Origin of the sequence: Francisella uliginis, from assembly GCF_001895265.1 — a bacterium.
GTDB lineage: Bacteria > Pseudomonadota > Gammaproteobacteria > Francisellales > Francisellaceae > Francisella > Francisella uliginis.
Genome location: NZ_CP016796.1, coordinates 450,373 through 474,194, shown reverse-complemented (window position 1 = coordinate 474,194; position 23,822 = coordinate 450,373). Strand labels below are relative to the sequence as shown.

Below are 23,822 nucleotides of genomic sequence, written 5' to 3'. Positions count from 1 at the left end.
AAATCAATATGTTTAACTATAATCTTTTTTTGCAGCATCTATCAAATAGAAAGATCTATCAAACATCATTTATAAAAAATGAAATTGCTCAAAGACTCTTAAAAAGGCTAGATTTTATAAAGCTTAATCCGATCGATATATTAGTTGTTGGATATCAGGATATAGATTATCTAAATATACTTAAGAGTCGCTTTCCTAATGCAAATATTCATAGCAATCAAACGGATAAAGAGCTATTTGATATTGTTATATCTAATTCTATTATTCATTTAACAGATAATTTAGCTCAAGAATTAGACAATTATTATGGGCTACTAAATAATGATGGAATCTTACTTTTTTCAACTTTTGGTGATAAATCTTTTACCTCAATGAAACAAGCATTTGCAACTGTGAGTGATAAAAAGCATACCAATGATATGATAGATTTATTAACATGGGGAAATACTCTACAATCAAGCAGATATAAAACCCCCGCTATAGAATCAGATTTAATTACTTTCACCTATGAAAATACAACTACTCTTTTTGAGGATATTAGAGCACTAAACGAGCCGCTAGCCGATACGACTATGCATGTAGGTTTAACTGGTAAAAAGTTATGGAACAACTTCCTAATAGAAGTTAAACAAAATTTACAATTAGAAATAGAAGCTCTATATGGCTATGCAATCCGTAAAGATGATGATAGCTTAAAGCCTCGTACCAATCCTAATAGAGTAAGCTTAGATGAGCTAAAAGAACAAATTGCTAACTTCAAAAAAGCTAACAATACATAATCGCCATTGTTGATAACTGTTTCCAATCATAATCAGGACATTGCGTTGGCTTCTTAAGTGGCTGACAATATGTACGCCAAGTACCACCACCATAGGTTTTCATGATCAAACATTTTTTTAAACGTTTATTTTGACCTGTTAAAGCTCCTACTGTAGTGACATCCTCAATTGAATAACCATCAGATAATTTATATTTAGACTTACTACTATTACTATCTATCTTATTAAATGAATTGTCTATTTGTTTTGGGGTTTTTACATCAGCCAAAAGTTCTTTATAATTTTTCATTTGATAAGCATCGGCATCATTGTAGCCTTGAGCTTCTTTTGTAATGTAATCCTTAGTTGACTTATCTCCTTGGTAAGCTCCGTACGAATCTTTAAAATCTTTACTAATTTCATTATGACGCTTGAGAATATCTCCAGCTGCTTTAACATCTTTTTGCATAGCTGCTTGTCTTTGATTTTTCTCTACGACAACTTTATTATCAGTATGCTTATTAATATGTTGTATTCTTTCAGCTATTTCTTGATCTGATGGTTTTTTATTATTATCACGGTCTGCTAGTATTTTCTCGGCATCTGCCAAAAGTGCATCGTAACTAGCATTACTAGTATCAACCATAATGCTTAAATCATCACCATAGCCCTGTGTAGCTGTTTGTTTAGATTTAGCTTGATTTTTACTAGTTTGATTTGCTGATGTAGCTTCTTGGCTAACTGTAGTGCTCGCTGTATCTTGCTTAGTTTGAGTAGCATTAGTATCAGCAAAAGCAGCACCATAACTTAGAGTCATAGAAAATAAAAGAAATATAATATTTTTTTTCATAATTAAATAAAAAACTTTTTCTTAAGCAAAGTATATTAGATATTAAACATATAAAAAAGTATTTTATATAAACACTTTAAATAACTATCTGTTCCTCATGAAGTTTTATATTATAATTTTCTAAAATTGTAGATTTTATAAACGCAATAAGCTCTATTATATCATTACCCGAAGCATTACCATTATTAACAATAATTCCACCATGCTTCGGCGAAATCTGTGCATCACCAATTGTTTTACCTTTAAGGCCAAGTTCTTCAACCATAACTCCCACAGGCATGTTTGCTTGTGGTCTTTTAAACACACTTCCTGCTGTAGGTTTTTGTGGTAAATTAGATAACCGACGTGAGTAAATATCATCCAACTTAGCTTTAATATCTGATTTTGACTTTCTTTCAAACTCAAATTTAGCAGATAATATACAAATATTACTATCATTTTTAAACATAGAGTATCTATAACCGTATTCTATATCTTCTTTTTTATACTCTATTATCTCTTTTTTATTGAGATCTAGAACTCTAACACTTTTGATATAAGTATAAATCTCATCTCCATAAGCTCCAGCATTCATAATTAACGCGCCACCTAAACTAGCTGGAACATCATAAAATGTCTCAATACCACTTAAACCAGCATCATATGTTGCTAATGCTAAATCTTGTAGCAAAGCTCCTGCTTGCACATCAACATCACAATCTGAAATACTAAAAGAATTAAAATTTTTACAGAAAACAACAAAAGCTATTTCATCATCATAATATTCTTTAGAAAAAATCACATTACTACCATTACCAAGAAAAAATACATTCTCATGTTTATCTACAATCTCTAAAAGATCCTTTTCATTACTGGGAAAATAAACATGTTTTGCAAATGATTTAATTCTATAAGTATTATATTTTTCTAAAGATATATATTGTGACATTATTTACCTAAATATTATTATCTAAAATCTCAATTTGCATAAAATGAGACATATTTTCTATGAGATTATTATACCCTCTAAATATCTGATGAGCATTATTTATAGTTGAAAATTCATCAAGTAATGATCCTGCCATTAGACAAGCCATTCCCGCACGCAGATCTTTAACACTCATCACTGCTGGGCGAATATTCTTAAAATTTTTCACTGGCTTTATTTCAATGAGATTATTATCTATAGAGATATCAAAACCCATTTTGCGAATCTGATACACATAGTTAATACGCTCAGGATAAACAGTATCTTGGATAGTACTACAGCTATTTGCCATAAATAGCATTACAGCGTATATGGGTTGTAAATCTGTCGGAAAATGAGGAAAAGGTGCGGCTATTATATCAACACCTTTGATATTACTACCTTTACCAAAAAACTTTAATGCCTTATTTTTTTGATCATATTCCCATTTAGCAGTCGCATTAGTAAGTTTTTCTAAAGGCTTTGCAATATTATATGTATCTTTTGTATTTATATTTGTAATAGTTACATTTGTTTTATATAAATACGCCATCGCAGCATAAGTCATAGCTTGAATACGATCAAAAATTATCTCAAATCCACAACCTAATAGTCTTGCAACACCTAATATTCTAATTTTTCGGCTCTCAATATCAAACTTGATACTTGCTCCACATTTATTTAAATAATCAATTAAGGTAACAACTTCAGGCTCTAAAGCAACATTCTCAAGAATAACTTCAGAGTTACCAATAACCGCATACATAACTAAGTTCATAGTTGCTCCAACAGAAGGAAAAGGCATTTTAAACTCAGCATCTTTTTCTTCTTTATAAACAACCTCTATATGCTCTTCTGCTAAAATAACTTTAGCACCTAGTGCTTCTAGTCCTTTTAAGTGAATATCAAAAGGTCTCTTTTCACTAAAACTACAGCCTCCAGGAAATCCAATTTTCACACGTCCTTTTTTCTTTAGCATTGAACCTAAAAGCATTAAAGAACAACGAGTCTTTGAGGTCATTTCACCACATAGCTCTAATGTCTGTGTTGATATCTTAGATGTCTCAATTGTTACATCTTCACCTTTTTCTGTAACAACTGCACCAACACTCTCTAATATTTCTTTTGCACCTTTATAATCTAATAAAGTTGTTGGGACATTACTAAATGTAGTTTCTGTATCTGGAATTAAACTAGCGAATATTAAATGCAATAAAGCATTCTTTGCACCACTAATATTTATTGTTATTTCATCAGCAATATTATTTAACTTTTTTACTCTTACTGCCTTCATCTTTTGATCTCTTATTTTTTTTAGTCGCAAATGGATTCTCTGATTGCCTAAATTCAAATACTATAGGAGTTCCTCTAAATTCTAAAGCTTCTCTAAAGAAGTTTTCTAAATATCTCTTATAAGAATGTGGTAGTTTAGTTACTTGATTACCATGTATAACAATTACAGGCGGATTATGACCACCTACATGAGCATATTTTAGTTTAATTCTAAATTTACCCACCATTGGCGGTGAATGTGCATCTATAGCAAGCTGTAACAATCTTGTAGCATCTGCTGTAGTTATTTTCTTATTGGCACACTCATAAGCAGTTTGTATAGACTCAAAAACATGACCTACATTTGTGCCATGAAGAGCTGATATAAAGTGAATATCTACATAGTCTTGTAAGAAATATAATCTTCTTTTTATATCTTCTTTAACCTTATTACGATCTTCTTCTGTCATGCCATCCCATTTATTGACAGCTAAAACTAGAGCTCTTCCGTTCTTAATTGCAAAATGTATCAAACTTAAATCTTGATCTGATATACCTTGCCTAGCATCAACTACTGCTACGACAACATTTGAATCTTGTATAGCCTGTAAAGTTTTAACTACTGAGAATTTCTCTAGTGTTTGTTTTACTTTACCTCTTTTGCGCACCCCAGCTGTATCAACTATAGTATATTTTTGGCCATGTCTCTCAAATGGGATACTGACACTATCAATAGTTGTTCCAGGCATATCAAACACCACAACTCTATCTTCCCCAAGCATCCTATTTGTAAGAGTTGATTTACCAACATTAGGCCTACCAATCAATGAGTAATGAATTCCATGACGGAGCTGCTCTTTATGCTCACCTGTTTGAGTATAGTCTTGATAGTAATCATTCAATGGTTTTTTTAGAAACTTATCTACTAACTTTTGAGTATTTCTGCGATGTGCTGCTGATATTGCAAAGACTTTATCAAAGCCAAAACTATAAAATTCAGCCATTGCAGCTTCTTCATCAACACCATCAACCTTATTAACGACAACTATTACCTTTTTGTCTCTTTGACGCAATAGATTAGCCACATACTCATCACCAGCTGTTAAGCCAGATCTACCATCAACAACAAAAAATACTAGATTAGCTTCATCTATAGCCATCTCAGATTGTTTCGCCATAAACTCATCAAAACCAGCATCCTGATCAGATATACCCCCAGTATCGACTACTAAATAATCTAAATCATCATATTTTGCTTGACCATATTGACGATCACGCGTCACACCTTCAAAATCAAAAACTAAAGCATCTCGAGAATTAGTAAGCACATTAAATAATGTTGATTTACCAACATTAGCTCTGCCCACTATAGCAACTAAAAAAGACATATACGTCCCATATTTTGTAACTTATATATTTACGCTAATGTTACTCTATTTAGATTATTTTATAAAGCTATATCTTTTTTAATCAAAAACTAAAATATTTTTTCAAAGATACATAATTGCTTTGATGATTATAATACTACTAGCTTTTTAGATCTTTTTATTAGATAAATATTCTACAAGAAAATATAAACGTACTATACGTATACCGACATATCTAGAGTAATAGTATTCATATATTGACCATTATATAGTTTTTGATATGAATATTCTGGACCAAATAAGACATTATTATCAAAATAAGCTCTGTTGGCGTTGAAAATAAGCTGCTCTTTTATTCCTGAAGTAGTACTATTCCCATTTATTGGTGATGCTGATAAGCTCATTGGTAGATTTGCAGCATTATATGACTGACCATACGAGACACCGAAACTGGTATTTCTACCGCCTAATACTAATGAGTAGTTGGCTGCACCATACCATGCTCCTGCAAGCACATTAGCCCCTGTTCCATTAAAGTCTTGTGCATTTGTTGTTGTCGACCAACCAGCACCTAAGTTTAAAAACCCTCCTAGTAAGCCATAAGTTAAGTTACCATCAAAGTTAAACGCTCCTATTGGCGTTGCTTTTGAGAGACCTACAGTATTTAAATAACTACTTAATGAACCATTATCTGCACCTGCCATATTATAAACATAACCAACGTTAAATGCTCCAATTAAGTTATCTGTCCAACTATCAGCATAGAATAGGCCTGTTGAGAAATCTGCTGTTTGGTCATCTGAACCAAAAACAGTAACATTAGCGTTCCATACTTCACTCTTATAATTCACTGAGACATTAGTAACTGTTCCAGGAGATAGAAAATCTGTAATACCTGAAGTCCATGGACCACCACCACCATATGTACCAACTGATAGTTTACTTCTACCTGCTGTAACAAAGAAAGGGGATGTATCTAAATTACCAAATATCACAAAAGCATTACCTAAGCTAAAATCACCTGATTCAGAAGTATCAAAGTCAAACTGTGCTGTTACATAGTGACCAAGGTTAGATAAGAAGTATAACTTTGCATTTGTTAAATAAATATTTTGTCCATTTCCAGATATTCCACCAGTACCATCAGATGATGGCGGAACAATATTACTACTACCAAACCAAGCTTGTGCATCTGCCTCAATGAAGCCACCAAAGAAAACTGAGTAGTCATCGAATCTCTCTCTTTGACCTAATAAAGTTGAAGCAAAAAGGTTTGATGGAATCTGACCAATAGGGATACTGTTGTTACCTGAATATGAACCTAGGAAAGTAACCTGACCTTGAGTCGTAATTGCTGGAGCACCGCCAACGTCAATACCACCATTTTGGTTAAATACCCCTCCTAATGATTTATTGCCTAAATCAATTATCGAGTTACTCGCGTTAACATTCTCCATAATATCTGATGCACTTTGTCCGCCTACTAAAGTTTGGCTTAGATCACCACTAGTTATTGTTTCAGATGAATTAGGCTTATTATCATATACTTTCCTACTATATGTAGTAAACTGTGAGTCGCCACCAGACATGTTTTTGACTTGCTGGCCTTTTTGCGATTTTATTTGCTGTAACTGTCCCTGTAACTGCTGAACTTGTTCTTGTAATTTAAGCAAAAGCTCCTTTTCATTAATATTTTGAGATCCTGACTTTGAGCTTTGTGGCTGAGTTGCTGTTGGGTTAGCACTTTTTGAGGTATTTGTAGTTGATGTATTATTTAGGTTTTGATCCCCTATACTTGTAGCGCCAAGAGGGCCTCCTTGAGAAACAACTTCAGGAGAGCTTTCTGAATATCCCAGACCATAGCAAACTAATACACTACCAATTACAATAAAGCTTTTTCTTAACTTTCGTACCACAATCGCGCTTCCTCAAAACATAATTAAATAAAAAAAGACTTATTGAGTTTAGCATAAAATAAAATCTATTTTCAATAAATTTTATTGTGGAGCAAACAATGTGAAATTTAAATTAAATAAGAGTTTTGAGAAGCTTAGTTTACTATATTTTAAAACTTTTAGATTGGCATATATGGTGCGTAAGTTGGTGTCCATGAAGATAAATTAATCAGTCTATTAATCTCATCATCAAGCTCTTCAGGTGTTAAGTCTTCTAAATCAATATCAACACCATGAACATCTTCTAATATAGCTTGTTTTGCTACAGCTTTTGTAATCTCTTTACTCACCGTTACTAAATCTGAAATATTTGCTAATAACGGCTGCGTTATATCTTCATGAACAACCATAGGAGATAACTCACTTAATCTATAGCACGCTGCTCTAATCATTCCATCAGTTAAAACTTTGGCATGTACTGCCACAGAACCAAGACCTAACCCAGGGAATATAAACGCATTATTACCTTGAGATATTCTATATTCTCTACCATTATATTCAACATCAGCAAAAGGACTCCCTGCTGCTATTAGAGCTTTTCCTTCAGTCCATTTAATAATATCTTCAGGTAAAGCTTCACAAAGTGATGTAGGATTTGACAACGGCATTATGATAGGATAATTGTTACACTCAGCCATTGTTTTAACAATTTCTTCTGTAAATGATCCTGGTTGACCAGAAGTACCAATTAAGATATCTGGTTTTGCATTTTTCACAGCTTCTGTCAAAGTTATATAATCAAAATCCTCAACATCCCATTTATCTATTTCATCACTTGTCTTAACAAAAGGTTTTTGCTCAGGAGTAATTCTTTTAGCTCTTAACTTATCACATACTAAACCATATCTATCAACTAGATAAATACTTTTTCTAGCTTGCTCAATTGTAATACCTGCTCTATCAGCTATCACATCAGCAAGTTGTCTAGCAATACCACAGCCAGCACTTCCTGCACCATAAATAATTATTTTAAGATCACAAATGCCGCCAATAGCTTCTTCTTCTGTCAATTCACCAGAATTAACTCTAATTGTCATTGCTGTTTTAATTGCAGCAATACAGTTAGCCGCAGCAACAATACCTGTACCTTCAATATCATCATTAAATGTACACAATCTTTCTTTATATTTCTCTAATATACGAGTAGCATTATCTCTACCTAAATCTTCCCAGTGTAAGAATACATTAGGGAACCTTGCTTTAACCTGAGTAACAAACTCTTCTATGAACTCATCGTATGTCTCACCAGAAACTCTTGGAAGACGCACCCCTAAATAACCAGGAGCAGCAAGAAGATCATCATTATTAGTTCCCATATCAAGCTGTACTGGTAAAACTCTAGCTGGATCTATACCACTAGCAGCAACATAAACCATAATTTTACCAATACTGATATTCATCCCACCAATACCTTGATCTCCAATACCAAGAACCGCCTCTCCATCTGTCACAAGAACAAGGTCAATACTGTTATACTCATATCTTTCTAGAATTTTAGGAATATGTCTTTTATGGTTAATTGATATGAAAAGACCATTTTGCTTCCTAAATTGACTACTATATTTCTGTACTGCCTCACCAACAGTAGGTGTATATATAATAGGCATTATTTCTTCTAAATTCTCACGCACAAAATGATAAAAAAGTGTTGTATTTAGATCATGTAGTCTATTTAAGAAAACATACTTTTCTAATGATGTTTGTTTAATGTTAAGCTGCTTTTTAACTCTTACTGCTTGCTCGTCCAAGCTCTCAACCTTTTCAGGTAGATAACCAAGTAGGTCAAATGCTATTCTTTCTTCTTGACTAAAAGCAACATCTTTATTCAAAACTCTATTATTGAGTAGTTGCCTACCTGTAAGATTTGTTTCAATTGCAAAAACCTTACCACTTTTATTTCGTAATTTTCTTATTCTCTTTACACGTCTTTCCATGACAAAACCACTTAAAAATATTTCACACAAATACAATAAAAAACTTCTAACTAATAAGTATCTAACAGTAGTTGCATTTTTTCAACAAAAAATGAATACTATTAGGTTATTATATTCCTTTAAAAAAAATAGCTTTAAACTATCTTCTTATAATGAAAATTAACACAAGCTTAAGAAAAGTTAAAAACTCTAAGCCTACAGCAGTAGCTATAGGATCTTTTGATGGTGTCCATTTAGGCCATCAAGCAATTATAAAAAAGTTGACATCTATTGCCAGAGAAAATCAGCTACAGCCTTATATTTTATTTTTTGAACCCTTACCAAAAGAATTTTTCCTTAAAGAAAACGCGCCAACTAGAATTTATGATTTTAGAAATAAAATCATAAATCTACATAATCTCGGTCTGGAAAATATTATATGCCAAAAATTCAACACTAACTTTGCTAATATTGAGGCTGAAGATTTTATAGAAAAATATTTGATAGAGAAATTAAATATAAAACATATTATCGTTGGCGATGATTTTAAATTTGGCAAAAAACGTAAAGGTGACTACGATCTTTTAAAAACATTTTCAACTAAATATAATTTCAAAGTCGATAAAATATCTACCCTAAATCTAGATAATCACCGCATTAGCAGCAGTCAAATACGTCAGGCTATTGCTGAGCATAATTTGGTTCAAGCTAGCAAACTTCTCGGAAGATCTTTAAAAATTAACTCAAGAGTTATACATGGGCAAAAAAACGGTAGAAAAATTGGCTTTCATACAGCAAACCAAAAATTACCAAAGAATTCTGCTCTTAAAGGCGTATATTTGACAAAAGTCCATTTTGATAATAACGAATGTTTTTATGGGATCTCCAACGCAGGAACTAGGCCTACTGTAGATGGTAAAAATAATCTTCTAGAGACACATATCTTTAATTTTGATAAGGATATTTACTCTAAACATATAACAACTGAGATAATAGAATTTATAAGACCAGAAAAAAAATTTAACTCTTTTGAAGAATTAAAATCTCAGATCTCTCAAGACATTAAGAAAGCAAAAAGTTTAATAACTACATTATAGACTATTAACATAATTACCTTTGTACATTATAATTTGTGCTTAAGTAATTTTTAAATTCTCAATAATTAACTATTTTAGATACCTAAGGAATTCAAATGAGTGACTATAAAGACACATTAAACCTTCCAAAAACATCTTTTTCAATGAAAGGTAACTTAGCCAACAAAGAACCAATGATTCTTAACAAATGGGAAAAACAAGGTATTTATAAAAAAATTAGAGAACATTTTGCTGGACGTGATAAATTTGTTCTTCATGATGGACCTCCATATGCAAATGGTAGTATACATGTTGGTCATGCTGTAAATAAGATTCTAAAGGATATAATTGTAAAATCTAAAACATTAAGTGGTTACGATGCCCCTTATATTCCAACTTGGGACTGTCATGGACTTCCAATTGAGCTACAAGTTGAGAAAAAACATGGTAAAGCTGGTCAAAAAATCTCTGAAAACTCTTTTAGAAAAGAGTGTCGTAAATACGCAAAAAAACAAGTTGAGATACAAAAGAAAGACTTTAAAAGGCTTGGAGTTTTAGGAGAATGGGAACAACCATACCTAACGATGAACTTTGACTACGAAGCTAATATGATTAGAACATTAGCTAAAATAGTAGAAAATGGTCATTTAAGTAAAGGGTTCAAACCTGTACATTGGTGTACTGACTGTGGATCAGCTCTAGCTGAAGCTGAAGTTGAATATGCAGACAAAGTCTCTCCTGCTATTGATGTGAAATTCAAAATCAAAGACCAAGATAAACTGGCTAAAGCATTTGGATTAGATTCTTTAAATCATGAAGCCTTCGCTATTATTTGGACAACTACTCCATGGACATTGCCAGCTAACCAAGCTATAGCCGTTCGTAATGACTTAAACTATAGCTTAATTATGATAGATGATTTCTATATAATCCTTGCGGAAAATCTAGCTGAGCAAACACTAAAAAGATATGCTATAGAAGATGCTAAAATAGTAGCTTCAACTACAGGTGAAAAGTTAGTAGGAATTATAGCTGAGCATCCTTTTTATAGTCGTCATGTACCAATCTTACACGGTGAGCATGTAACTGATGATTCCGGTACTGGTATGGTTCATACAGCTCCTACACATGGTGTTGAAGATTTTGCTCTAGGTAAAGAACACAATCTATCTATGGAAATTTTTGTCAAAGGAAATGGCTGCTACAGTGAAAATACTAAACTATTTGCTGGTGAATTTATTTTCAAAGCCAATGATAGAATTGTCGAGCTTTTAGGTGAGAAAAAGCGTTTAATGAACTTTGATAAAATTAAACACAGCTACCCTCATTGCTGGCGCCATAAAACTCCACTTATGTTTAGAGCTACTCCTCAATGGTTTATTAGCATGGAAAAAGAAGGTTTACGTGATAAAGCGTTAAAGGCTATTAGCGAAACAAATTGGGCACCTAGCTGGGGGCAAGCTCGTATAGAAGGAATGGTCAAAGATAGGCCTGACTGGTGTATATCTCGCCAAAGAACTTGGGGAGTACCTTTACCGTTATTTATTCACAAAGAAACTGAAGAGCTGCATCCAAACACTATAGAAATACTTCACAAAGTAGCAGAAAAAATAGAAAAAGGTGGTATTGAAGCATGGTTTAATGCTGATGATAGCGAGTTTATATCTGAAACAGACAAGTATAAATCTGTAAAAGATACTCTTGATGTTTGGTTTGATTCTGGCTCATCTAGCATGTGTATTTTAGATATCGACAAACGCCTAAGCTACCCTGCTGACTTATACCTAGAGGGTTCTGATCAACACCGTGGCTGGTTCCAAACATCATTATTAGTTGGTATGTCAGCTAAAGGTAGCCAACCATATAAAGAAGTCTTTACACATGGTTTTGTAGTGGATGAGCATGGCCGTAAGATGTCGAAGTCGTTAGGAAATGTAACATCTCCTCAAGATATTTATAACACGCTTGGCGCTGATATATTACGTCTTTGGACAGCTTCAACTGATTATAAAAGTGAAATGGCAGTATCTGATCAGATTCTAAAAAGAACCGCTGATACTTATCGTAGATTACGTAATACAGCTAGATTCTTGTTATCAAACCTAAATGGTTTTAACCCTGAAACAGATATTATCGAATTTGATGAGCTAGTTAAACTAGACCAATGGGCTATTGCTAAGGCTAAAGAATTCCAGGATAAAATCATCGATGCTTATGAGAAATATCAAACTCATACAGTAGCTCAGTTAATACATCACTTCTGCTCTGTTGAAATGGGAAGTTTCTATTTAGATATTATTAAAGATAGACAATACACTGCAAAAGCCGATGGTCATCCACGCAAATCAGCACAAACAGCAATCTATCATATTGTACATGCATTAGTTAGATGGATGTCTCCGATATTATCATATACTGCCGATGAAATATGGCAAGCAGTACCAAAAACAACTGACTTACCAATACAGCTGTGTGAATGGTATACAGAACTTGAATCATTTGATTCGAATGATGAGCTAAATCTAGACTTTTGGACTAAAATACAAGAGATACGTTCAGAAGTTAACAGGGTATTAGAGATCAAAAGAAATGAAGAGATTATTAAAGCATCACTAGAAGCACAAATAACTCTATATGCAGATCAAGAGAAATATACTCTTCTTAGTAAACTACAAGATGAGCTTAGATTTTTATTAATATCTTCTAAAGCAAACTTAAGGCCTCTAGAAGAGAAATCAGATAATTCAACTGAATCTCACATCCCAGGTTTATTTATTGATATTGATAAAGTAGAAGAACCTAAATGTGAAAGATGTTGGCATCGTAGCTCTAGTGTTGGTGAAAATGATGAATATCAAGATATTTGTAGTCGTTGTGTTGAAAATATTACGACTGAAACTGGAGAATCTCGTGAGTTCGCTTAAACCTAAAATAAAATACTTTATCTTAGCAATTATCATTATAGCTACTGATTTATATACAAAATATCTTGCCAATACCTCTTTGGAATTTGCTCAACCAGTCAAAATAACTAGCTTCTTTAACTTTACTCTTTTATATAATCATGGAGCGGCATTTAGTCTTTTAAGTAATGATCAAACGTCATGGCAAATGATTATGTTTTCAATAATTTCATTAATAGCAGCTATTGTTCTTGTTTATCTAATTATCAAACAACCTACTGATGCAAAACTTAACCTATTTTCGTTCTCACTTATTTTAGGTGGTGCTCTAGGTAATTTCTATGACCGCGCATTTAGAGGATATGTTATTGATTTTCTTGATTTTCATATTGGTGGCTATCATTGGCCATCATTTAATATAGCTGACTCTGCTATTACATGTGGGGTTATATTACTAATATTAGCATCATTATTTAGTAAGAAAAATTTATAAAGTTTTCTTATAATCATTATAGAATTTGCGAGCTTTAAATTTATTTCCTCCATAAGAAATATTATAAACTGTCTGTTGTAAGCGAGTATTCTGTTGCATTAATACACCTATATATTTAAGATCTGGCATAGGCTTATTAACCTCAGCAATCACAGTTGCTGTCAAAGGAAGCTTTTCGTTAGACATAATAGTATAGCCATTATCTTTTAGGTAACTAATTAGTTTGTCATATCTTTTATCAAAATCATCACTACCTTTAAGATTAATAATTTGATCTGGATAGTTAGCAACTAAAAAATTAATACCCTCGACACTATTTGTATGTTTTGAATATTCAACAGGTTTAACTTCACCATACCTTGTTAGCTTTTTATAGTGATCAATATTATCCTGTATACCATCCTCTACGGTAGAACAGGAGCTAACAGCAAATGAAACTAAGCAAATTGCTAAAATTTTCTTATTCATATTATTTGAAGAAACATATCTAATACTATTAATTATAACGATAAAGCCTATTTTTTAATACTATTATCAATCCAAATAAATCATAAAAGCTTTTAATTTACGAGTGAAATTATTTATAATATAACACCTAAAACAAAGATCATAAACTATACTAACAAATGTCAAAAGCCGCAAATACAAAACGCTGGATGCAAGACCATACTTCTGACTTTTACGTTAAACAAGCCAATAAGTTAGGCTATCGTAGTAGAGCAAGTTTCAAAATCCTTGAGATACAAGAAAAATATAAGATTTTTAAATCAAACATGTTTGTAGTTGATCTTGGAGCTGCTCCAGGAGGATGGTCTGAGCAAATTGTAAAATATATTGGTAATAATGGTAAACTTATAGCTCTTGATCTACTAGATGTGACTCCTATAGCTGGAGTTGACTTTATTCAAGGTGATTTCTCAAGTGATGAAACTTATGAAAAATTAAATAACCTTGTTAATGGACAAAAAATCGATTGTATCGTCTCAGATATGGCACCGAATCTAAGTGGCAATAAAACCTCAGATCAAGCAAAATCAATATACCTTTTAGAACTAGCCTTAGATTTTGCAAACACCAACCTTAAAGCAAATGGCTCATTCGTAGCAAAAATCTTCCAAGGGCAAGGAAGTGATGAATACTTGAAGCTAGTTAAAGAATCTTTCACTAAAGTAATACAATTTAAACCTAAATCTTCAAGACCAAAATCAAGAGAGTTTTATATAGTAGCAAGTGGCTTTAAAGGATAACTTTTCTCAATCAAAAAAATCTAAGATAGAAGTTTTTTATCATCATAATAAGGTTTTGTGATCTTCTTCCCTAAATACAGAATAGACACATATACTTTAGAATTAAACTCTATTCGTCAATTTTATATTAATTAGCATCAATATTTACTTTTTAGACAATAATTGTGGCTTTAGGTGCGCTGATCATTATTATCTGTAAAGGTTTAACTGATTAGAAAAGTTGATGTTAAAGTGATAATAATTAACTTTCTCTGAGAGCTAAGAGAATTACTAAACATTATACTTCCACAATTCAAACATCCTATTAGCCACGACCTTATTAGCTTTTGCTGTTGGATGACAATAGTCCCAGCATAAATATTTATCAGGATCACCTAGAATCTCTATATCATACTGAATATTACCTAATGAGTCTGCACCACCATAGCTGTCTATACAAGCATCGGTAACATTCTCAAAACCATACTTTACAGGATTATCTATGCATTCATTCAATAATGTAAAAAAGTCAAAAAGCTTAAGATTTACCTCTGGAAAATACATCTGTAGGTCTGCGACTCTATTTCTTAGTAAACCATTTTGTAAATTAATGTTTAGTTGCAAATAAGATTTAAAAAATTTACCTACCCAGTTAGATAAGTACTCTTTATATGCAGGAGCTCTTGTTACATCTGGAATATTCCAAACTATTATATTTTTTGCTCCCATCTTAATAGCTTTTCTAATTATTTTTTTTAAATCTCTAGCAACTCTAAGCTTTGCTGTCAGATTTATATATGGTATCTCATTATAAACAGTAAACATAAAGTTATTAGCGCCACCATTTATAATAACCATATCATCATTAGCAAACCTGCCCTCTTCATTCTCAAATCTTGCTAATTGCTCAGATACAGCAAATGCATGGTGCTTAAGTAGAGAAGATGGGTTTGGACCATGTGTTAATGCTCCACCTATTGCATAATTTTTATGCTTTACTTGATCTGACTTTTGTTCTTTAGTGATCAGCTCTGCTAAATACTCAGTCGAAACAAGTCCATTAGAGAATCTTCCTTCTAAATAAGGTTTTCCGGGAATATCAAGAGTTTTAATAATATTACCATTATCTAAAAGACTATCTCCAAAAACTACAAGTCTATTTATATTCATATTTTCACTGATCCTTATATTCAAAAAAATTAGCCATCCAATGAGCCATTATCAAACTATTATCTCTTATTCTTAAACTCTCTAAAGCATGTTGAAATTCATTCTTAATATCATCTTGATATTCTTTTATTAAAGCATGATTATGGACTTTTAACATCTCTGGATGTGCTTGAATTCCTAAAATATGATTATTGATACAAAACATTTGTACTTTACAATAATCACTAGTACTTATAAGCTCCGCACCTTCAGGTAATTCTACAACCATGTCTTGATGATAAAATAGCAAACTTAAATAATTATGAAATGGATTCATCCAGGGTCTCTTAGTTAGAACCTTAACATTTCTAACTCCCACTGCAAAACCTTTAGGTCCACGCTCAACTCTGCCACCTAAGGCTTGAGCTAATATTTGATGCCCAAAACATATTCCTATTATTTTCTTGTTTTTATTATATAGTTTTACTATTTCAGACTTTAGCTTAGTTATCCACGCTAAATTATCAAATGCTGTTGCTTTACTACCTGTTATTATAAAACCATCATAAATATCATAACTTTCAGGATATTCCTGCTCTGTTACATCAAAAATATCCAAATCAACAACTACTGATAGTTTAAAAAATAGATTAGCAAACATATCTGGATAATTTCCCCCTGAAACTACCCTTCTATGTTCAGGTATGTGATCTGTTTGTAAAATTGCGATTTTCATTTTTGTTATCTTTATAACTCTATTTTATTAATGCTTCAAATAATATTTTTTTAAATTCTTCTGTAATCTCAAAACTATATGTATGTGCTTTTCCGCCTAAACGAGAGCCTTTTATTTTTAGCAAATTATTATCTTTAGTAATATCTTTAATACTGATCACATCTGATTTTGAGTCATCCAAAATTTCAGCTTTACGTTTCCAATTATCTCTATATCTTGTAATTGCAGTACGATAAGATCCTGAAATCTTATTTTCTAAAGCTCTTTGAACAAACTCTTGTGCTCCTTGAGGAATTTCTTCAGCAAATTTCTTTAACTCATAAAGAGTTCTTACATCATCAATAATCCCTTTGTTTGATAACTCACGAATATTATCATCTGAATCAGAAATTTTAAGACGCATAGAAATCCAGCTATTATCTCTACCTAAGATTTTAGCGATATCAGATTTCTTCATTTGTTTATTATCTATTAAATCTTTTAAAGCATCTGCCTCTTCAAAAGGTGAGACACTTTCACGCTGATCATTCTCTAAAAGTTGTAAAAGTACAATACTAGCATCAGATTCATCTTGTCTAACTATACAAGGGATTGTCGTAAGGCCTGCTTCTTTACTTGCTAAATACCTTCTTTCTCCTGCTATGATATAATGTAAACCATCATCTTTTTTAGTCGTAACAATAATTGGTTGTATAACACCATTTTCTTTGATACTTTTGGCTAATGAGTCAATATTTTTAAAAGTTTTACGTGGCTGATCTTTATCTGGCTGAACAATATTTAGAGGCAACTCAAAAAGCTGACCTACCTTACTAGCCTGCTCATTTAGCTCTTGTAGCTGCATAGCTCTGAGCATATCTTTTTTCTCTTGAGCTACAGTATCATGAACTTTTTGATTAACTTTACGATTCATTAAAGATACTTTCTTAGCCATTATTTTTCTCCAAAGAATTCAGTTATCTCTCTAGCAAGCTTTTTAACTTGTACATGGACTTTGCTCTGCTTTGCATAATCACCAATATATAAGCCTTCTGCTTCAGATTCTATAAACTTGACACTTTGAGAAACGTAAGCTTCAAAAAAATTACCATCCTCTTCAAAAAAGTCCATCAAACTTTTTGACATATTAGATTGCATTTGCACTCTATTGGCAAAAAACTTATATGGCTTATCTGCAGTTAAAGCTAAATCCTTAGCTTCAATAAGTCCAGATAGATCCATGCCACTAGGAGAACATGGGATAACTACCAAATCAGATAATAAAGCCGATTTTAAGGCTGCTGTTTGAAAGTTTGGTGGTGTATCAATAACAATATAGTCCAAACCTGTTTTTAGCTCAGAAACTTTCTCACGGACAGTTTTCTCATCTAAATTATAGACAAAGCCTTCCGAATTATCGTTTTTCGTCATCCACATATATGCATCAGGCTTATCTTTGTCCATATCTATTATAGCAACTTTATAGCCTAACTCTTTCAATCCGCAAGCAATATTTATAGCTGTCGTAGTTTTTCCAGAACCACCCTTCTGTTGAAGCAAAGAAATCACTTTTGCATTTTTTTGACTCATCTTTTTAACCTTAATAAATATATAACTTATTTTATTTATATAAAATACTTAAAGAATTATAGTCTATATTTGTTCGCTATAAAACCAACTTTTGTACATTAGCTATTGATAAGCGAGATGTTTTCTTATATTTTATTAGATCACTGACGAGTGTTTCAAATACTCTTTTTATAAAAAAATTCATTCTAAAGGTTAAAAATGGCAAAAAACTTAGTAATTGTAGAGTCTCCAGCAAAAACAAAGACTATAAAAAAATATTTAGGAAGTGACTTTGATATCTTAGCATCTTTTGGGCATGTGCGTGAAATACCATCAAAAGATACTTCTATAGATGTAAATGATAATTTTAAAATTAAATTTACAACTAGCGATAGAAGTAAAAAACATTTAGATGCGATCAAAAAAGCCGCTAAAACTGCAGATAGTATCTATCTAGCTACCGATCCAGATAGAGAAGGTGAGGCAATATCATGGCATGTTAAAGAAGTTTTGAAAAATGCACGCTTACTTAAAGATAAGAATGTTTATAGAGTTAGCTTTAACGAAATTACAAAGTCTGCTGTTACTAATGCTATAGATAATCCTAAAGAGCTCTCTATGGACTTAGTAAATGCACAAAAAGCACGTCAAGCTTTAGATTTCTTAGTAGGCTTTAACTTATCTCCGCTACTATGGCGTAAAATAACAAGTGGACTATCTGCAGGAAGAGTTCAAAGTCCCGCACTAAGAATGATTGTTGAGCGTGAAATAGAACGTGAAAATTTTGTCAAAAAAGATTACTGGAGCCTAACAGCTGACACCTTCAAAAAGAAAAAAATTCTTGCTAATTTAATAGAATTTGATAATTCAAAGGTTGAGCAATTCACATTCACTAAAGACCAAGATGCAGAAACTGCAAAAGATACTATCTTAAAAGATGCTAATGGTTTTTTAATCGTTGATGGAATTACTGAGAAGAAAACCAGAAGAAATCCTTATCCTCCATTTATAACATCCACATTACAACAAGAAGCATCTAAAAAACTTGGTTTCACTGCAAAAAGAACTATGTCTACAGCTCAGAAATTATATGAAGGTATAGATCTAGGAAATGGTGAATCTGTAGGTCTTATCTCATATATGAGGACTGACTCAACAAACCTTTCTAATGATGCTTTAAATGATATTAGAAGTTTTATTGAATCAAAATATGATAAAGATATGTTACCAGCAAAACCTAGAGTTTTTGGTAAGAAATCACAAAATGCTCAAGAAGCTCACGAAGCTATTCGTGTAACTGCTGCAAACAGAACTCCTGAATCAATAAAGCAACGCCTAACAGCTGATGAGTTTAAGCTTTATAGCTTAATTTACAATAGAACTATAGCTTCTCAAATGAAGCATGCAACATTAAATAGCACTTCTATTGATTTAATTACTGAAAATAATAAACATAAATTTAGAGTTACTGGAACTGTTATCGTTGATGCTGGATTCTTAAAAATCTATAACGTTGAGAAAGATGAAGATGACAAAGACTCTGATGATGAAATAACTTTACCTAAGTTTGAAAAAGGTGAGAAGATAAAGCTTAATGATGTACTCGTTAAAGCTCATTCAACAGAGCCACCTCCTCGTTATACGGAAGCTTCCTTAGTCAAGGCTTTAGAAAAATATGGCATTGGCCGACCATCAACATACGCAACCATTATCTCCACGCTACAACAAAGAGAATACGTTGAAGTTGAGAAGCGTCGTTTTATCCCTACAGATAAAGGCCGTATTGTAAATAAATTCTTAACAGAATACTTTAAGAAATACGTTGAGTATTCATATACTGCTGGTCTAGAAAAAGAGCTTGATGAAATTGCTCATCATAAGAATGATTACTTAAATGTTTTAAATAGTTTCTGGCATCCTTTTATTGAGAAGATAAATAAAATCTCAGAAGATGTCTCACGTAAAGATGTTGTCACAGAAGAGCTTGATGAAGACTGCCCTGAGTGTGGTAGTAAGTTGTCTTCTCGTTTAGGTAAGAATGGTAGATTTATTGGTTGTACTAACTATCCAACTTGTAAATATACCCGTCGTGTTGATAGTGATGGCAAAGAAATCGAAAAAGAAGAGCCTACTATAGTTGAAGGTAGAAAATGCCCTGAATGCGAATCTGATTTACATATCAAACAAGGACGCTATGGTAAGTTTATAGGTTGTTCTAACTATCCAAAATGTAAACATATGGAGCCACTAGAAAAGCCAAAAGATACCGGTGTAATTTGTCCTAAATGTAATAAGAATAATATTGTTGAAAAAAAATCACGTAAAGGTAAAGTCTTTTATGCTTGTTCAGGATTCCCTAAATGTAAGAATGCCTACTGGTATCCTCCAATAAAAGAACCCTGCCCTAAATGTAACTCTCCGATTCTTTTACATAAGACAACTAAAAAAGATGGTGAACAAAAAGCATGTCCTAATACAGAATGTGATTATGCTGTACCTTTCGAAGATAGTAAATAACATCTAACACCATAATTAAAATCTATTCTATAGCAAGTTCTTTAATAATAAACTCTTTTAGATATATTTCAGAGACTTTAACCTTATGCTGAATATATATAGTTAATCCGAATGACTTATGTAAAATAAAACCTGTCATTCCGGGCTTGATCCGGAATCTCCCAAAGTAAAGAGATCCTGAATCAAATTCAGGATGACTGCATAAAAGTACACAATACAATCGGATTGACTATATATTTATTTCAGTATCTGATAAAAGTTATTAATTTTATTAAGTTCTTAAAATGAGTTTAAGATGACTGAGTATAATAAATTTGATGCTGAATTAAATCCACATTGGTGGAAAAATGATAGGTAAAATAACTATACAGAATAAACTAGCAATTATAGCTAGACTAATTATTAAATAGCTAATCTTTGATATATTTATATTATCTATAGTTTGTATTTTACTGGCAAATATAGATAAACAAAATCCAAATACAAAGACACAACCAAATAATCCTAATGAAGTTTTAAACATCGCATTTAACATCCCATCTATCATGCCAGCTGTTAGCATCATTATAAATATAAGATGATAAGGGTTTGAGCATATTTCTACTCTATTTTTAAATAAGTTTTTAACACTTGTAATAATAACTGTTGCTGCTGCTATAAATGCAGGTATGCCCCACTGTGACCATATTTCAAGTAATAAATTATGAGGGTAGCCATGCTGTTGGTATTTTGTAACAGCTATATAGTTCCATTGTCCAATACCTGTTAAAGGATGATTAATCCCAACCCAAAAAGCCTCATTCCATAAACCAAGTCTACCACTAGCACCAGTTCGCAAGAGATCTTCGGTTGAAGTTATTCCTGAATGTACATTTGCCATAATGAAATTAGTATAAAATAGATCAAGTAAAAAACCACAAATTAATGCAGATATTAGCAGTGTAAAAGCTAATCTAAAATACTGGCGCGCAAAAATAAAAAGTAATGGTAGTATCACTATATATTCTGCAAATATTGTTCTAAATGCATGATTAATTAATATAAACCAAGAAAGAGTTAAAGCAATAAATGCACCAATTTTATATATAGGTCTTAGATCAACAAACCATGGTAAAAGCAGAAGTGGTAAAAACCAACTAAAATAATTATCTAAAAAACGGGGATTTAAACAGTTATACATATACAATAAAACTTTCTGTATATTTCCTGCTATAGCTGGACCATATACAGAATAGTTAGCTAGAGATAGCTGCAAGAATAAAGCCCCGCCAAAAAATATTAGTGACAATAATATAATAGTAAAGAAAACTTGTATATTTTTAGTATTATCCCTGATATGAGTTGCTATAAATAAAACACAAAAAAATTGCAAAAACGTTACCGCGACACCTTTAAAGGCTATTGATGGTGATATAGCAAAAGCTGACGAAATAATTCCAAATATAAAAAATATAGCTATCGCATATTGAATCAATTTAGAGAAACTTTTAAATAATTCTATTACCTTTGACAATAACTGTTTATTGAGTAAGATCGCAGCACTTGCGATACAAAGGCTATAATAAAAAATATAATATCTATCTATAAATAGATAAAGATTCACCGAACGCAGGTCATTAAAATACTTACCTTTTTCTCCAGCTATAGACATTATATTTAACGTTGTAAAATGCATAAATGGCATTAAAAATACAATGAATATAGCTACTGCCAAAAAGTAAAAAACACAATCACTATATGTTATTCTTTGCAAGAATTGCTTCATTACTATTATTTCCAAATTAAAAGATTTATTAATCTAATAGTTTAGCAAAAATATAGACTTTATTCTTTGAAAAGATTAGAAATTTTAGTTACTTAATAGAGACAGAACCTTTAGCTAAAGTAGAATTATCTGATTTATTAACAATTGTTGCCGTCCACTTTCCTTGACAAACTTTACCATCACTAAGAACACTTTGACTATCACTTGTAAGATCTTGAGTATCTTTAAACTTAGTGATTGGAAATGAAGTACTATAACATTTAGTATCTTTAGGTGCTGACCATGTTAGGTAAATTGTCCCTTGAGGCGCACCATTCCAGTTTGTAACAATCTTAGCATCAATTTCATGAGTCTTAGGTTTGTATTTCAAATTTACTGTTGATGTTGGTTTATCTACAGCTAAATCCTCGCCATCTTGGTCTGGATTATCTAATTGATCATCAGGATTAACTTTTACTGAGTCATCAGAGCCATATAACCCACTAATAAAAGAACTATAAGATTTACTAAAAGAATGATAAGTATCACTACAACCAGCTAATCCTAAAACCATTATACAAAGCGCTATTTTCTTCATTAATTTTCACCTATTTTTCCAATCTACTAATATTTATTTTATTATCTATTTTCTTTCTAAATTCTCTCAAACTACTGTTTTGTTCAAGATCATCTTCTTATCTATACAATTACTAAATCATAAATACAAAGAAACATACTAAGTAACAAAATATTTTTCATAAAGATTTAATTAGTTTCTAATATAAGCTATATTTTAACACTTGCTCAAAGCAAGTAAAGAATATTAGCAACTATAAAGAGTAAAATCAGACTATTTATTATCTGCTTTTAATTGACTGATTTGCTGAGATATTTTAGAAGCCTCATTTGCCTGAGTTTGTGAAGTTACTTTTAGATCATCTATTTTAGCTTGATACTCATTAGCCTGAGCTCTATATTTATTTATTTTTTCATCTAATTTTGCTTTATCTAAAGTTTTTTGTACTAACTCTTTATTTACTGCAATAGCACTACTATTATTAGGATCTTTAAACTGAGAATATGCTGCTTTTAAATCACTAATATCAGTAGTCATAGCATCTGATTTCTTCTGTAGAGCATCGGCTTGTTTTCTATATGCAACCACTTTAGCACTATATGCCTCAGTATTAGCTAAGTTTTGTGAAGCTTGCTGATTTAATTGCTTCTGTGTTTGTTGCAACTGCTGCATTTGCTTATCTGCATCTGATGCACAAGATGTTAATATAGTAGCTGCTGCTAAAACTATTGATGCTGATATAATTTTATTCATAAATTTCAAGTCCAATAAAACAAATTATTTATTTACACT

General features: G+C 31.8%; 20 protein-coding genes. 6 read left to right on the top strand and 14 right to left on the bottom strand.

Annotated features, from left to right (window positions below; all coding sequences use genetic code 11):
- Nucleotides 1-8 precede the first annotated feature (8 nt).
- Nucleotides 9-779, top strand: coding sequence for a methyltransferase domain-containing protein (locus tag F7310_RS02420; protein WP_072711491.1), 771 nt, complete (start codon nucleotides 9-11; stop codon nucleotides 777-779).
- Here F7310_RS02420 and F7310_RS02415 read toward each other — a convergent pair.
- From F7310_RS02415 to F7310_RS02390, 6 genes are all read right to left on the bottom strand, one after another.
- The gene (locus F7310_RS02415) at nucleotides 766-1,608 is read right to left on the bottom strand and encodes a hypothetical protein (protein WP_072711489.1); all 843 of its coding nucleotides are present in this window, start codon (nucleotides 1,606-1,608) and stop codon (nucleotides 766-768) included. The two genes, F7310_RS02420 and F7310_RS02415, sit on opposite strands and share 14 nt — an antisense overlap.
- Nucleotides 1,609-1,684: 76 nt before the next feature.
- On the bottom strand, nucleotides 1,685-2,536 hold the full coding sequence (murB, locus tag F7310_RS02410) for a UDP-N-acetylmuramate dehydrogenase (RefSeq protein WP_072711488.1): 852 nt from the start codon (nucleotides 2,534-2,536) through the stop codon (nucleotides 1,685-1,687).
- Between the two features lie 7 nt (nucleotides 2,537-2,543).
- Nucleotides 2,544-3,848, bottom strand: coding sequence for a UDP-N-acetylglucosamine 1-carboxyvinyltransferase (locus tag F7310_RS02405; protein ID WP_072711486.1), 1,305 nt, complete (start codon nucleotides 3,846-3,848; stop codon nucleotides 2,544-2,546).
- A complete protein-coding gene (gene der, locus F7310_RS02400; RefSeq protein ID WP_072711485.1) occupies nucleotides 3,817-5,214 on the bottom strand; it encodes a ribosome biogenesis GTPase Der in 1,398 nt (465 codons plus the stop codon). Before der ends, F7310_RS02405 begins: the two co-directional genes overlap by 32 nt.
- Before the next feature lie 194 nt (nucleotides 5,215-5,408).
- Nucleotides 5,409-7,109, bottom strand: a complete 1,701-nt coding sequence (locus tag F7310_RS02395) for a DUF3573 domain-containing protein (protein ID WP_072711483.1) — start codon at nucleotides 7,107-7,109, stop codon at nucleotides 5,409-5,411.
- Between the two features lie 158 nt (nucleotides 7,110-7,267).
- Nucleotides 7,268-9,082, bottom strand: coding sequence for an NAD-dependent malic enzyme (locus F7310_RS02390; protein ID WP_072711481.1), 1,815 nt, complete (start codon nucleotides 9,080-9,082; stop codon nucleotides 7,268-7,270).
- 152 nt (nucleotides 9,083-9,234) lie between these two features.
- Here F7310_RS02390 and ribF point away from each other — a divergent pair, with 152 nt between their 5' ends.
- The 3 genes from ribF to lspA all read left to right on the top strand — a co-directional run bounded on the left by ribF (nucleotide 9,235) and on the right by lspA (nucleotide 13,533).
- The gene (ribF, locus tag F7310_RS02385) at nucleotides 9,235-10,158 is read left to right on the top strand and encodes a bifunctional riboflavin kinase/FAD synthetase (RefSeq protein WP_072711479.1); all 924 of its coding nucleotides are present in this window, start codon (nucleotides 9,235-9,237) and stop codon (nucleotides 10,156-10,158) included.
- 95 nt (nucleotides 10,159-10,253) lie between these two features.
- Nucleotides 10,254-13,061: an isoleucine--tRNA ligase gene (ileS, locus tag F7310_RS02380; protein WP_072711478.1), complete on the top strand. Its 2,808-nt coding sequence runs from the start codon at nucleotides 10,254-10,256 to the stop codon at nucleotides 13,059-13,061.
- On the top strand, nucleotides 13,048-13,533 hold the full coding sequence (gene lspA / locus F7310_RS02375) for a signal peptidase II (RefSeq protein WP_072711476.1): 486 nt from the start codon (nucleotides 13,048-13,050) through the stop codon (nucleotides 13,531-13,533). The genes ileS and lspA overlap by 14 nt, the downstream gene beginning before the upstream one ends.
- On the opposite strand, the gene F7310_RS02370 is transcribed toward lspA, so the two are convergent.
- Nucleotides 13,528-14,001, bottom strand: coding sequence for a hypothetical protein (locus F7310_RS02370; protein WP_072711475.1), 474 nt, complete (start codon nucleotides 13,999-14,001; stop codon nucleotides 13,528-13,530). The genes lspA and F7310_RS02370 overlap by 6 nt on opposite strands.
- Nucleotides 14,002-14,159: 158 nt before the next feature.
- Here F7310_RS02370 and F7310_RS02365 point away from each other — a divergent pair, with 158 nt between their 5' ends.
- Entirely contained in the window at nucleotides 14,160-14,780 is a 621-nt protein-coding gene (locus F7310_RS02365; RefSeq protein ID WP_072711473.1) for an RlmE family RNA methyltransferase, read from the top strand.
- A gap of 270 nt (nucleotides 14,781-15,050) precedes the next feature.
- Here the strand turns inward: F7310_RS02365 and F7310_RS02360 are convergent, their stop codons facing one another.
- The 4 genes from F7310_RS02360 to F7310_RS02345 are packed head-to-tail and all read right to left on the bottom strand — an operon-like array spanning nucleotide 15,051 to nucleotide 18,213.
- Nucleotides 15,051-15,929 carry an SGNH/GDSL hydrolase family protein gene (locus F7310_RS02360; RefSeq protein ID WP_072711472.1) on the bottom strand — a complete coding sequence of 293 codons (879 nt, stop codon included), beginning with the start codon at nucleotides 15,927-15,929 and terminating at the stop codon, nucleotides 15,051-15,053.
- Between the two features lie 4 nt (nucleotides 15,930-15,933).
- Nucleotides 15,934-16,644 (bottom strand): glutamine amidotransferase-related protein, encoded by a 711-nt coding sequence (locus tag F7310_RS02355; protein WP_072711470.1) that lies wholly within the window; start codon nucleotides 16,642-16,644, stop codon nucleotides 15,934-15,936.
- A 19-nt stretch (nucleotides 16,645-16,663) separates the two neighbouring features.
- On the bottom strand, nucleotides 16,664-17,578 hold the full coding sequence (locus tag F7310_RS02350) for a ParB/RepB/Spo0J family partition protein (protein ID WP_072711469.1): 915 nt from the start codon (nucleotides 17,576-17,578) through the stop codon (nucleotides 16,664-16,666).
- Nucleotides 17,578-18,213 carry a ParA family protein gene (locus F7310_RS02345; protein ID WP_072711467.1) on the bottom strand — a complete coding sequence of 212 codons (636 nt, stop codon included), beginning with the start codon at nucleotides 18,211-18,213 and terminating at the stop codon, nucleotides 17,578-17,580. The genes F7310_RS02350 and F7310_RS02345 overlap by 1 nt, the downstream gene beginning before the upstream one ends.
- A gap of 198 nt (nucleotides 18,214-18,411) precedes the next feature.
- Here F7310_RS02345 and topA point away from each other — a divergent pair, with 198 nt between their 5' ends.
- The gene (gene topA / locus F7310_RS02340; RefSeq protein WP_072711466.1) at nucleotides 18,412-20,709 is read left to right on the top strand and encodes a type I DNA topoisomerase; all 2,298 of its coding nucleotides are present in this window, start codon (nucleotides 18,412-18,414) and stop codon (nucleotides 20,707-20,709) included.
- A 325-nt stretch (nucleotides 20,710-21,034) separates the two neighbouring features.
- Here the strand turns inward: topA and F7310_RS02335 are convergent, their stop codons facing one another.
- The 3 genes from F7310_RS02335 to F7310_RS02325 form a co-directional block, all read right to left on the bottom strand.
- Nucleotides 21,035-22,483: an O-antigen ligase family protein gene (locus F7310_RS02335; protein WP_072713521.1), complete on the bottom strand. Its 1,449-nt coding sequence runs from the start codon at nucleotides 22,481-22,483 to the stop codon at nucleotides 21,035-21,037.
- 79 nt (nucleotides 22,484-22,562) lie between these two features.
- Complete coding sequence (locus F7310_RS02330) at nucleotides 22,563-23,051, bottom strand: TUL4 family lipoprotein (protein ID WP_072711464.1); 489 nt, start codon at nucleotides 23,049-23,051, stop codon at nucleotides 22,563-22,565.
- Between the two features lie 252 nt (nucleotides 23,052-23,303).
- Nucleotides 23,304-23,783, bottom strand: a complete 480-nt coding sequence (locus tag F7310_RS02325; RefSeq protein ID WP_072711463.1) for a hypothetical protein — start codon at nucleotides 23,781-23,783, stop codon at nucleotides 23,304-23,306.
- Nucleotides 23,784-23,822 lie beyond the last annotated feature (39 nt).

What these genes read in the sequence shown, in the direction of transcription:
- F7310_RS02420 (WP_072711491.1), top strand. Translation starts at nt 9, where the DNA reads ATGTTTAACTATAATCTTTTTTTGCAGCATCTATCAAATAGAAAGATC.
- F7310_RS02415 (WP_072711489.1), bottom strand. Translation starts at nt 1,608, where the DNA reads ATGAAAAAAAATATTATATTTCTTTTATTTTCTATGACTCTAAGTTAT.
- murB (WP_072711488.1), bottom strand. Translation starts at nt 2,536, where the DNA reads ATGTCACAATATATATCTTTAGAAAAATATAATACTTATAGAATTAAA.
- F7310_RS02405 (WP_072711486.1), bottom strand. Translation starts at nt 3,848, where the DNA reads ATGAAGGCAGTAAGAGTAAAAAAGTTAAATAATATTGCTGATGAAATA.
- der (WP_072711485.1), bottom strand. Translation starts at nt 5,214, where the DNA reads ATGTCTTTTTTAGTTGCTATAGTGGGCAGAGCTAATGTTGGTAAATCA.
- F7310_RS02390 (WP_072711481.1), bottom strand. Translation starts at nt 9,082, where the DNA reads ATGGAAAGACGTGTAAAGAGAATAAGAAAATTACGAAATAAAAGTGGT.
- ribF (WP_072711479.1), top strand. Translation starts at nt 9,235, where the DNA reads ATGAAAATTAACACAAGCTTAAGAAAAGTTAAAAACTCTAAGCCTACA.
- ileS (WP_072711478.1), top strand. Translation starts at nt 10,254, where the DNA reads ATGAGTGACTATAAAGACACATTAAACCTTCCAAAAACATCTTTTTCA.
- F7310_RS02370 (WP_072711475.1), bottom strand. Translation starts at nt 14,001, where the DNA reads ATGAATAAGAAAATTTTAGCAATTTGCTTAGTTTCATTTGCTGTTAGC.
- F7310_RS02365 (WP_072711473.1), top strand. Translation starts at nt 14,160, where the DNA reads ATGTCAAAAGCCGCAAATACAAAACGCTGGATGCAAGACCATACTTCT.
- F7310_RS02360 (WP_072711472.1), bottom strand. Translation starts at nt 15,929, where the DNA reads ATGAATATAAATAGACTTGTAGTTTTTGGAGATAGTCTTTTAGATAAT.
- F7310_RS02355 (WP_072711470.1), bottom strand. Translation starts at nt 16,644, where the DNA reads ATGAAAATCGCAATTTTACAAACAGATCACATACCTGAACATAGAAGG.
- F7310_RS02350 (WP_072711469.1), bottom strand. Translation starts at nt 17,578, where the DNA reads ATGGCTAAGAAAGTATCTTTAATGAATCGTAAAGTTAATCAAAAAGTT.
- F7310_RS02345 (WP_072711467.1), bottom strand. Translation starts at nt 18,213, where the DNA reads ATGAGTCAAAAAAATGCAAAAGTGATTTCTTTGCTTCAACAGAAGGGT.
- topA (WP_072711466.1), top strand. Translation starts at nt 18,412, where the DNA reads ATGGCAAAAAACTTAGTAATTGTAGAGTCTCCAGCAAAAACAAAGACT.
- F7310_RS02330 (WP_072711464.1), bottom strand. Translation starts at nt 23,051, where the DNA reads ATGAAGAAAATAGCGCTTTGTATAATGGTTTTAGGATTAGCTGGTTGT.
- F7310_RS02325 (WP_072711463.1), bottom strand. Translation starts at nt 23,783, where the DNA reads ATGAATAAAATTATATCAGCATCAATAGTTTTAGCAGCAGCTACTATA.